7 protein-coding genes and 1 riboswitch are annotated in these 10,453 nt (G+C 71.3%); of the genes, 3 read left to right on the forward strand and 4 right to left on the reverse strand.

Features of this window, described 5'->3' with window-relative positions:
* The first annotated feature begins 20 nt into the window (after positions 1–20).
* Positions 21–302, forward strand: coding sequence for an HPr family phosphocarrier protein (locus OTB19_RS25055; RefSeq protein ID WP_267800656.1), 282 nt, complete (start codon positions 21–23; stop codon positions 300–302).
* A gap of 243 nt (positions 303–545) precedes the next feature.
* On the opposite strand, the gene OTB19_RS25060 is transcribed toward OTB19_RS25055, so the two are convergent.
* The 4 genes from OTB19_RS25060 to OTB19_RS25075 all read right to left on the reverse strand — a co-directional run bounded on the left by OTB19_RS25060 (position 546) and on the right by OTB19_RS25075 (position 5,252).
* Complete coding sequence (locus OTB19_RS25060) at positions 546–1,211, reverse strand: GntR family transcriptional regulator (protein ID WP_267800657.1); 666 nt, start codon at positions 1,209–1,211, stop codon at positions 546–548.
* A gap of 153 nt (positions 1,212–1,364) precedes the next feature.
* Positions 1,365–2,165, reverse strand: coding sequence for a M23 family metallopeptidase (locus OTB19_RS25065; protein ID WP_267800658.1), 801 nt, complete (start codon positions 2,163–2,165; stop codon positions 1,365–1,367).
* Positions 2,166–2,177: 12 nt separating this feature from the next.
* A riboswitch (cyclic di-AMP (ydaO/yuaA leader) is annotated at positions 2,178–2,337 on the reverse strand.
* A 183-nt stretch (positions 2,338–2,520) separates the two neighbouring features.
* Positions 2,521–3,888: a M16 family metallopeptidase gene (locus OTB19_RS25070; RefSeq protein ID WP_267800663.1), complete on the reverse strand. Its 1,368-nt coding sequence runs from the start codon at positions 3,886–3,888 to the stop codon at positions 2,521–2,523.
* Between the two features lie 20 nt (positions 3,889–3,908).
* Positions 3,909–5,252 (reverse strand): M16 family metallopeptidase, encoded by a 1,344-nt coding sequence (locus tag OTB19_RS25075; RefSeq protein WP_267800659.1) that lies wholly within the window; start codon positions 5,250–5,252, stop codon positions 3,909–3,911.
* Positions 5,253–5,500: 248 nt separating this feature from the next.
* On the opposite strand from OTB19_RS25075, the gene OTB19_RS25080 reads away from it, so the two are divergent.
* Both OTB19_RS25080 and OTB19_RS25085 read left to right on the forward strand, forming a co-directional pair.
* Positions 5,501–7,957, forward strand: a complete 2,457-nt coding sequence (locus OTB19_RS25080; protein WP_267800660.1) for a DNA gyrase/topoisomerase IV subunit A — start codon at positions 5,501–5,503, stop codon at positions 7,955–7,957.
* A 167-nt stretch (positions 7,958–8,124) separates the two neighbouring features.
* A complete protein-coding gene (locus OTB19_RS25085) occupies positions 8,125–10,332 on the forward strand; it encodes a restriction endonuclease (RefSeq protein WP_267800661.1) in 2,208 nt (735 codons plus the stop codon).
* Positions 10,333–10,453 lie beyond the last annotated feature (121 nt).

A 10,453-nucleotide genomic window follows, 5' to 3' on the forward strand; every position in this document is an offset into this window, starting at 1 on the left:
AGCACCTGAAGGGCATCACCATGGCAGAGCGCCGCGTCAACGTCGGCTGGGCCGAGGGCCTGCACGCTCGTCCCGCCTCGATCTTCGTCCGGGCGACGACCGCTTCCGGCGTCCCGGTGACCATCGCGAAGGCCGGCGGCGACCCCGTCAACGCCGCTTCCATGCTGGCGGTTCTGGGCCTCGGCGCCCAGGGCGGCGAGGAGATCGTCCTCGCGTCCGACGCCGAGGGCGCCGACGCGGCGCTGGACCGCCTCGCGAAGCTCGTCGCCGAGGGCCTCGACGAGCTCCCCGAGACGGTCTGACCCCTCGGATCACCCACACGCGACGAAGCCGCAGCCCCCGGTGCACCGGGGGCCGCGGCTTTCTTCGTTTCAGAAATGCGCTGGCATGAATGCGGCACGGCGCGCGCGATATCGGGACGGGATTTACCGCACGCCGGAAATCCCGTGCCGAAACAAGCCCGCGATAATCGAGCGGGACGAAATCGGGCGGCGACTTCGAGGTGCGGAAGCCTCCGTATATCGGTCCTTTGTATACGGGCTTTGTTAATGCGGGCCGCTCGCCATGTTTACGGCAGGTTGCGAAGTCCTCACGCGCCGCCGGTGGGCCGCGGCCGCGCGCTCGGTGTGCAGGGCCGTCAGGGAGCGGGCCCGCTCGGCGTCGCCGCGCGCCACCGCGTCCACGATCGCGCCGTGCTCGGCCCAGGAGTCCACGGGGCGCATCGGGGCCTCCACCGAGAACATCCAGGCGATCTTGTGGCGCGTCTGCGTCAGCAGGGCGATCAGCCCGGGGCTCGCCGACGCCTGGGACAGCGTCTCGTGGAACCAGCCCCCCAGGGCCTGCAGATCCTCCCCTTGGCCCCTCCTGGCCCGCTCCTGGCCCAGCCTGACCAGTCCGCGCAGCACCTTCAGGTGCGCCTCGGTGCGTCGGCGGGCCGCCCGGGAGGCGGCGAGGGGCTCCAACAGCGTCCGCAGCTCCAGGAGGTCCGAGGCCTCCTGCTCGGTCGGCTCGGCCACGCAGGCCCCGGCATGCCGGCGGGTCGTGACGAAGCCCTCGGACTCCAGGGTGCGCAGGGCCTCGCGGACCGGGACGCGGGAAACCCCGTAGCGGCGGGCCAGTACTTCCTCGGTGAGGCGGCCGCCGGGTCCGAAGACCCCGGAGATGATGTCGTCGCGGATTGCTGTGCATACCGCGTGCGCAGGAATTCGCAAGACCGGACCTCCGCTTGATTTCGTGACCGTGCCGCGACTCTATTGCAACACACGATGATTTCCGAGGACGGCCCTGAATGTGAAACATTTCCCGCCAACGCGAAAGGCCCCGGCTCGATGAGCCGGGGCCTTCAGCGAAGAGGTGCGGAGCGATCAGACGTTGACGTCGTGCGAGCGCAGGTACGCGATCGGGTCGATGTCCGAGCCGTACTGCGAGCCGGTGCGGGCCTCGAAGTGCAGGTGCGGGCCACTGGAGTTGCCGGTGGAGCCCGACAGGCCGATCTGCTGGCCCGGGGTGACCTGCTGGCCGACGGAGACGTCCAGCGAGGACATGTGCCCGTACTGGGTGTACGTGCCGTCGTTGTGCTTGATGACGACGTTGTTGCCGTACGCGCCGCCGTAGCCGGCCTCGACGATCGTGCCGGCGCCCACGGCGTGGACCGAGGTGCCGGAGGCCGCGTGGAAGTCGATGCCCGTGTGGCTGCCGGAGGACCACATGCCGCCGCCCGCGTGGTACTGCGTGCTGACGTAGGAGCCCTCGACGGGAGCGACGAACGTGTTGAGGCGCTTGCGCTCGGCCTCGCGGGCCGCACGCTCGGCGGCCTCGCGCTCGGCCTTCGCCTTGGCCTCGGCGAGACGCTTGGACTCGGCGGCGCGCTGCTTGGCGTCGGCCTCGGCCTGCGCCTTCGCGGCGGTGATGTCGGCGGCGCGCTGCTGGGACTCGGCCTGGGTCTCGATCTCGCCCTGGAGGTCCTCGGCGACGACGACGGCGTTGAGGCCGGTGTCCTCCACCGTGGAGGCGGCGGGCTCGCTCGCGGCGAACGCGGGGCCGGCCAGCGTGCCCACGACGCCGGTGGTGGCGAGGGCGGCTATACCGGCGTAGCCGGCGGTCTTGCGGCTCAAACGGCTCGAACCACGGTGCTTACCGGCGACACGACTGCTGCCAAACGCCATGAAGAGGTTGATCCTTTCCTTCCTTCTCGCCTACCGGGTTAGCTGACGGGTTCGGAGCAGGAAGGTCTCCTACGGGCCCCCTCTTGCGAGGCGGTCCGATTCACCCCAGGGACACATGTGGGTCCCCGGCTCCCCAGGCTCGCGCCTGACGGGGACTCGGCGATCGCTGTCCGGTGCCGCGGGTGCGGCGGGCACAACTGACGAACAGCACGGCCGACGCTAGGCGGATCTTCAGTCAATCGCCAAACAGGTGCGCGCTTTTGTTACCTACGCCACACCACATACAAGCAACCACACCACTAAATGGACAAAAGGGGCCCCGGCGGCAATTCGCCAGGGCCCCTTCGATTTCAGGTCAGTTGCCGACCACGCTCACGTCACCGATCCCCAGCGCCCGCACGGGCTCCGCGATCTGCGACGCGTCGCCCACCAGGATCGTGACCAGCCGGTCCACGGGGAAGGCGTTGACCACGGCCGAGGTCGCCTCCACCGTGCCCGTCGCGGCGAGTTGGGCGTAGAGCCGGGCCTGGTAGTCGTCCGGCAGCTCCTGCTCCACCTGGTCGGCGAGGGTGCCCGCGACCGAGGCGGCCGTCTCGAACTTCAGCGGGGCCACGCCCACCAAGTTCTGTACCGCCACGTCCCGTTCGGCGTCGGTCAGACCGCCCTCCGCGAGGGTGCGCAGCACCGTCCAGAGGTCCTCCAGCGCCGGGCCGGTGTTCGGGGTGTCCACCGAGCCGCTGATGGCCAGCATCGACGCGCCCTTGCCGTCCGCGGTGGAACGCAGCACCTGCCCGAAGGCGCGCACGCCGTACGTGTACCCCTTCTCCTCGCGCAGCACCTTGTCCAGGCGCGAGGTGAGGGTGCCGCCGAGGCAGTACGTGCCGAGCACCTGGGCCGCCCAGACGCGGTCGTGACGGTCCGCGCCGATCCGGCCGATGAGGAGCTGCGTCTGGACCGCTCCGGGGCGGTCCACGATGACCACGCGGCCCGTGTCGTCGGCCGTCACCGGCGGCACCGGGAGCGGATCGGCGGAATTGCCGGTCCAGGCGCCCAGGGTGTCCGCCAGGACGGCGTCCAGGTCGATCCCGGTCAGGTCGCCGACGACCACCGCGGTGGCGGTCGCGGGGCGCACGTGGGCCTCGTAGAAGGCGCGCACGGCACCGGAGTCGATGCGGGCGACCGTCTCCTCGGTGCCCTGGCGGGGCCGGGAGATCCGCAGGTCGGCCGGGAACAGCTCCTTGGAGAGCTGCTTGGCGGCGCGGCGCTGCGGGTTGGCCGACTCGTGCGGGATCTCGTCGAGGCGGTTGCGCACCAGCCGGTCGATCTCGCTGTCCGCGAAGGCCGGGGCGCGCAGCGCCTCGGCGAGCAGGCCGAGCGCCTTCGCCAGGCGGGAGGCGGGAACCTCCAGCGAGACCCGCAGGCCCGGGTGGTCGGCGTGCGCGTCGAGGGTCGCGCCGCAGCGCTCCAGCTCCGCCGCGAACTCCTCGGCGGAGTGCTTGTCGGTGCCCTCGGACAGGGCGCGGGCCATGATGGTGGCCACCCCGTCCAGCCCCTCGGGCTCCGCGTCGAGCGGCGCGGCGAGGTTGATCTCGACGGCGACGACCTGCTGGCCCGGACGGTGGCAGCGCAGCAGGGTCAGCCCGTTGGAGAGCGCACCGCGCTCGGGGGCCGGGAAGGCCCACGGCCGGGCCTCGCCGGCCTCCGGCCGCGGGTGGAAGGTCATCGTGACGGCTGCGGTGTCGCTCACTGCTCCGCCCCTTCGTTCTCGTCGTTCTCGTCGGACTCGTCGGCCGGCAGGGGCTCGTACACGAGCACCGCGCGGTTGTCCGGGCGCAGTCGGGCGGCGGCCACGGCCTGCACCTCCTCGGCGGTGACGTCCAGGACGCGGCCGACGGCGGTCAGGGCGAGCTGCGGGTCGCCGAACAGGACCGCGAAGCGGCACAGTTCGTCGGCGCGGCCGGCGACCGTGCTCAGCCGGTCCAGCCACTCCCGTTCCAGCTGGGCCTGGGCGCGTTCCATCTCCTCGGCGGTGGGGCCCTCGGCGGCGAACCGCGCGAGTTCCTCGTCCACGGCCGCCTCGATGGCGGGCACCTCGACCCCGCTGGAGGTCTTGACGTCCAGCCAGCCGAGCGACGGCGCGCCCGCCAGGCGCAGCATGCCGAATCCGGCGGCCACGGCGCTCTGGTCGCGGCGGACCAGGCGGTTGTGCAGCCGCGAGGACTCGCCGCCGCCGAGGACGGTCAGCGCCACGTCGGCGGCGTCGCACTCGCGGGTGCCGTCGTGCGGCAGCCGGTAGGCGGCCATCAACGCGCGGGCCGGGACCTCCTCGACGATCTCCTCGCGCAGCTGGCCGCCCATGACCTCGGGCAGCGAGCCGTCGCGCGGCGGCTGCTTGCCGTCGTGCGAGGGGATGGAGCCGAAGTACTTCTCGACCCAGGCGAGCGCCTGCTCGGGGTCGATGTCACCGACGACCGAGAGCACCGCGTTGTTGGGCGCGTAGTACGTGCGGAAGAAGTGGCGCGCGTCCTCCAGGGAGGCGGCGTCCAGGTCGACCATGGAGCCGATCGGGGTGTGGTGGTACGGGTGTCCCTCGGGGTACGCGAGGGCGGTGAGCCGCTCGAACGCGGTGCCGTACGGCACGTTGTCGTACCGCTGGCGGCGCTCGTTCTTGACGACGTCGCGCTGGTTCTCCATGGACTCGTCGTCCAGGGCGGCCAGCAGCGAACCCATGCGGTCCGCCTCCAGCCAGAGGGCGAGCTCCAGCTGGTGGGCCGGCATCGTCTCGAAGTAGTTGGTGCGCTCGAAGCTGGTGGTGCCGTTCAGCGAACCGCCGGCGCCCTGGACGAGCTCGAAGTGCCCGGTGCCGGGTACGCTCGCGGACCCCTGGAACATCAGGTGCTCGAAGAGGTGAGCCAGACCGGTCCGGCCCTTGACCTCGTGGCGCGAGCCGACGTCGTACCAGAGGCAGACCGCGGCGACCGGGGTCAGGTGATCCTCGGAGAGCACCACGCGCAGGCCGTTGGCCAGCCGGTGCTCGGTCGCTGTCAGGCCGCCGGAGCCGGCCTGGGCTGTGGCCGTGTGACCCATGGGCATGTGGTCCCTTCGATCGCGATGCAGAGATTTCTGTCAGACCTGCCACTGTATGCAAGCGCGTCGACCACCGGAGAAGTTCCCGGGTTCACTCCTGGGTCGGAGTCGGCGTTGTCGGTGCCTCGGGACACAATGGTCCGCGTCACCACTGTCCGGAAGGCCGACCCAGCCTTGCGGCCACAGCCCGTCAGTCCCCGTCAGACCCCGAGTACACCCCCCTTTCATGGTTAAGGAGCCGCGCAGCGATGGCCCGCCGCAGCACGAAGACCCCGCCGCCGGAGGATTTCGAGGAGAAGATCCTCGACATCGACGTCGTCGACGAAATGCAGGGCTCCTTCCTCGAGTACGCGTACTCGGTGATCTACTCCCGTGCCCTGCCCGACGCCCGTGACGGCATGAAGCCGGTGCACCGGCGCATCGTCTACCAGATGAACGAGATGGGCCTGCGCCCCGACCGCGGCTACGTGAAGTGCGCGCGCGTCGTCGGCGAGGTGATGGGCAAGCTCCACCCCCACGGTGACGCGTCGATCTACGACGCCCTGGTGCGCATGGCCCAACCCTTCTCGATGCGGCTGCCGCTGGTCGACGGCCACGGCAACTTCGGTTCGCTCGGCAACGACGACCCGCCGGCCGCGATGCGTTACACCGAGTCGAGGATGGCCGACGCCGCCTCACTGATGACGGACGGCATCGACGAGAACACCGTCGACTTCGCCGCGAACTACGACGGCCAGGAGCGCGAGCCGGTCGTCCTGCCGGCCGCGTACCCCAACCTGCTCGTCAACGGCGCCTCCGGGATCGCCGTCGGCATGGCCACCAACATGGCCCCGCACAACCTCGGCGAGGTCATCGCGGCCGCCCGTCACCTGATCCGGTACCCGGAGGCGGACCTGGAGGCGCTGATGCGCTTCGTGCCGGGTCCCGACCTGCCGACCGGCGGGCGCATCGTGGGACTCGCCGGCATCAAGGACGCCTACGAGAACGGTCGAGGCACCTTCAAGATCCGCGCGACCGTCGCCGTGGAGGACGTGACCCCGCGCCGCAAGGGCCTGGTCGTCACCGAACTGCCCTTCACGGTCGGCCCCGAGAAGGTCATCGCGAAGATCAAGGACCTGGTCGGTTCCAAGAAGCTCCAGGGCATCGCGGACGTCAAGGACCTCACCGACCGCTCGCACGGCCTGCGCCTGGTCATCGAGATCAAGAACGGCTTCCACCCGGAGGCCGTCCTGGAGCAGCTCTACAAGCTGACGCCGATGGAGGAGTCCTTCGGCATCAACAACGTGGCGCTGGTCGACGGCCAGCCGCTGACGCTGGGCCTCAAGGAGCTGCTGGAGGTCTACCTCGACCACCGCTTCGAGGTCGTCCGGCGGCGCAGCGAGTTCCGGCGCGGCAAGCGGCGCGACCGACTGCACCTGGTCGAGGGGCTCCTCGTGGCGCTCCTCGACATCGACGAGGTCATCCGCCTCATCCGGGACAGCGACAACTCCGCGCAGGCCAAGGAACGCCTGATCGAGCACTTCTCCCTCAGCGAGATCCAGACCCAGTACATCCTGGACACCCCGCTGCGCCGGCTCACCCGCTTCGACCGGATCGAGCTGGAGTCCGAGCGCGACCGGCTGGCCGGCGAGATCGACGAGCTGACCGGGATCCTGGAATCCGACAACGAGCTGCGCAAGCTCGTCTCCTCGGAGCTGGCGGCGGTGGCGAAAAAGTTCGGCACCGAGCGCCGGACGGTGCTGCTGGAGTCGGCGGGCACGGCCATCGCGGCGGTTCCGCTGGAGGTCGCGGACGACCCGTGCCGGGTCCTGCTGTCGTCCACGGGTCTGGTGGCCCGTACGGCGAACGCCGAGCCGCTGCCCGAGGAGGAGGGCGGGTCCCGTGCGAAGCACGACCTGATCCTCTCGCAGGTGGCCGCGACCGCCCGCGCCGACGTGGGTGTCGTCACCTCGTACGGTCGTCTGCTGAGGCTGTCGGTGATCGACCTGCCGCAGTTGCCGGACACCCACTCCGCGCCGAACCTGGCGGGAGGCGCGCCCGTCACGGAGTTCCTGACCGGGCTGGAGGCGGACGAGACGGTGGTCTGCCTGCTCTCGCTGGACGAGTCCTCCCAGGGCCTGGCCCTGGGGACCGAGCAGGGCGTGGTCAAGCGCGTCGTGCCGGACTATCCGGCGAACAAGGACGAGCTGGAGGTCATCACCCTCAAGGAGGGCGACCGGATCGTCGGAGCGGTCGAGTTGCGCACGGGCGAGGAGGACCTGGTCTTCATCACCGACGACGCCCAACTGTTGCGCTACCCCGCGGCCCAGGTGCGCCCCCAGGGCCGCCCGGCGGGCGGCATGGCGGGCATCAAGCTCGCCGACAACGCCAAGGTGATCCACTTCTCGGCCGTGGACCCGGGCCGGGACGCCATGGTGTTCACGGTCGCCGGCTCGCACGGCACGCTGGACGACTCGCTGCTGTCGGCGAAGCTGACCCCCTTCGACCAGTACCCGCGCAAGGGACGGGCCACCGGCGGCGTGCGCTGCCAGCGGTTCCTGAAGGGCGAGGACGTGTTGGTGCTCGCGTGGGCCGGGGGCGCCCCGGTCCGGGCGTCCTCCAAGAACGGGGTACCGGCGGCGCTGCCGGCCGTCGACCCGCGCCGTGACGGGTCGGGCACGGCGTTGCCCGCTCCCGTCGGGGCACTGGCGGGCGGCGCCCTGTAACGGGACACACCGTGCGGGGGCGCCCTGTGGGGCGACGCCTCGCGACGTGCGGCGACTGACGTGTCAGATGCCGGGGCGTGCGGGGTGCGGGGTCTTCGGACCGCGCACCCCGCACGCCCATTAGTGTTTTCTTGATACATATCGGTGGGGGCGGGAGAGCGGATCTGATGAGTCGTCGGTCGAGCGGGTTGATCGGGGTCTGGGCCGAGGCCCAGCGCCAACAGCAGCGGACTCAACTGATCCAGCAGCGCGAGGCCGAGCGCAGACAGCGCGCCCACGAACGGGACGTGGCCCGGGGACAGCGGGAACAACAGGCCGCGTACAAACAGCACCGCGAGGCCGAGGCCCGGCGCAGGACCGAACGGCTCGACGCGGAAGTGGCCTCCCTCCAGGGATTGTTGGCGGCCGGCTGCCGGGCACCGGCCTTCCGCATGGCCGCCCTGGTCCGCTCCGAGCGACTGGAGCCCTTCAACCCGGGCACGCTCGCCCACCCCGTGCCGATGCCACACCTCCAGCAGTTCCAGCAGCAGGGCGGCGGCTGGGGCGGCGGCTCGAACCGGCGCGCGCAGGCGGAGCGCGAGGCGCACGAGCAGTACACCCGGGCCTGGCAGGCCGCCCACGCGGCGGAGCAGCAGCGACAGGGACAACTGGCCTCCTACCGACGTCAGTACGACGAGTGGGCGGCCGGGCAGCTCGTCGACGTCCGGGCGCACAACAGCGGCCTCGCCGAGCTGGCCGACGCGCTGCGGGCCGGGGACGCCGAGGCCGCCGTGGAGTACTTCTCGGCGGCGCTGTACTCCTCCACGGCGTGGCCCGAGGACCTGCCGCGGCAGGTGTCCGCCGCGTACGACCCGGCGGCCCGGCAGTTGGTGCTGGACTGGGAACTGCCGCGGTACGAGGTGGTCCCCGAGGCCAAATCGGTGCGCTACGTGCCGAGCACCGACCAGGACAAGGAGACCGCCAGGCCGGCCACTCAGCGCCGGGCCGTGTACCGGGACCTGCTGGCGCAGTGCGTGCTGCTGGTGCTGCGCGAGCTGTACGCGGCGGACGAGTTCGGCGCGTTGGACTCGGTGGTGGTCAACGGATTCGTGGACGACCACGATCCGGCGACCGGCCGGGAGGCGCAGATCGTCCTGGCCACCGTGCTCGCGGCGCGCTCCGACTTCACCGGGCTGCGCCTGGAGCAGGTCAGCGCGGTGGATTGCCTGGTCGACGGGCTGCGCGGGCATCTGTCGACCCGGCCCGACCAGCCGGCCGCCGTACGGTCGGGCCGCAGGCCCGGCGAGGTCGGCGCGGTCGTCAGCCACGGCGGGCACGCGGGCGGCGGCGCGGAGGAGCCGGACCTCTTCACGATGGATCCCATCGCTTTCGAGAACCTGGTCGCCGAACTGTTCCGGGCGATGGGCATGGAGGCGGTGACCACCCAACGGTCCGGTGACGGCGGGGTCGACGTGGAGGCGCTGGACCCGGCCCCGATCCGGGGCGGTCGGATCGTGGTGCAGGTCAAGCGCTACCGGAACACGGTCCCGCCGACGGCGGTGCGGGACCTGTACGGCACGGTTCAGGACGCGGGGGCGAACAAGGGGGTGCTGGTCACCACCTCGTCCTTCGGACCCGGGTCGTACACCTTTGCCAACGGCAAGCCGCTGGAGTTGGTTCCCGGGGTCGAGTTGGTGGACCTGCTGCACCGGTACGGGCTCCGGGGGCGCCTCGGCGGAGCGGCGAGCGGCCCGGCGGGGCGTGCGTCGGCGTCCGCCTCGGGTTCGGCGTCTGCCTCGACTTCGGCTGCGGCTTCGGCTTCGGCTTCGGAGGTGGCCACGGTCGCCGTCGCGATGCCCGCGTCCGTGTCCGCCTCGGTGCCCGCACAGCGTACGGGCACGGGCTCGGCGGGCGAGCACAACATCCTCGGCATGGACTGGTCGGGCGGCGTCGCGCTGGACGTGTGCGCGCTCGTCTGCGAGGGCAACCGGGTGCTGAGCGAGGACCACTTCGTGTTCTTCAACAACCCCCGCACGCCGGACGGTTCGGTTCGCTCCCGCGAGCGGGCCGCCCCCGACAAGGCGGCGGTCGAGGTCGACTTCGACGGGCTGCCGCGCCACGCCGACCGCCTGGTGCTCGCCGCCGCCATCGACCCGGAGGTCAACCCGGACGCCGACCTGGCGGGCTTCACCGACGCCCGGATCCGCCTCCTCACGCCGGACGGCGGGGAGATCGACCAGCTGGAGGTCTCCGACGGCCGGGCGGGCGAAACCGCCCTGGTGCTCGGATCGTTCCGGCGCCGGCCGAACGGCGACTGGAAGTTCGTCATCGGCGGCAAGGGCTACCGGGGCGGCCTGGAGGACCTCCTGCGCGAGTACGGCATCGAGGTCGCCTAAGTGGTCTGCGTCGTAAGTCCTTCGGGGGTTGATCACGCGGCCTTGGCGGCGGAGGATTCTTCTGGGTGATCGGCGGTGTGCTGGTCGAGCCTGGCCAGGAGATCGTCCAGGTCGGAGGTGG

Origin of the sequence: Streptomyces sp. H27-H5 (genome assembly GCF_026627505.1) — a bacterium.
Taxonomy (GTDB): Bacteria; Actinomycetota; Actinomycetes; order Streptomycetales; family Streptomycetaceae; genus Streptomyces.

Coding starts and splice junctions, on each gene's coding strand:
- OTB19_RS25080 (WP_267800660.1), top strand. CDS start 5,501: ATGGCCCGCCGCAGCACGAAGACCCCGCCGCCGGAGGATTTCGAGGAG.
- OTB19_RS25055 (WP_267800656.1), top strand. CDS start 21: ATGGCAGAGCGCCGCGTCAACGTCGGCTGGGCCGAGGGCCTGCACGCT.
- OTB19_RS25065 (WP_267800658.1), bottom strand. CDS start 2,165: ATGGCGTTTGGCAGCAGTCGTGTCGCCGGTAAGCACCGTGGTTCGAGC.
- OTB19_RS25075 (WP_267800659.1), bottom strand. CDS start 5,252: ATGGGTCACACGGCCACAGCCCAGGCCGGCTCCGGCGGCCTGACAGCG.
- OTB19_RS25085 (WP_267800661.1), top strand. CDS start 8,125: ATGAGTCGTCGGTCGAGCGGGTTGATCGGGGTCTGGGCCGAGGCCCAG.
- OTB19_RS25070 (WP_267800663.1), bottom strand. CDS start 3,888: ATGACCTTCCACCCGCGGCCGGAGGCCGGCGAGGCCCGGCCGTGGGCC.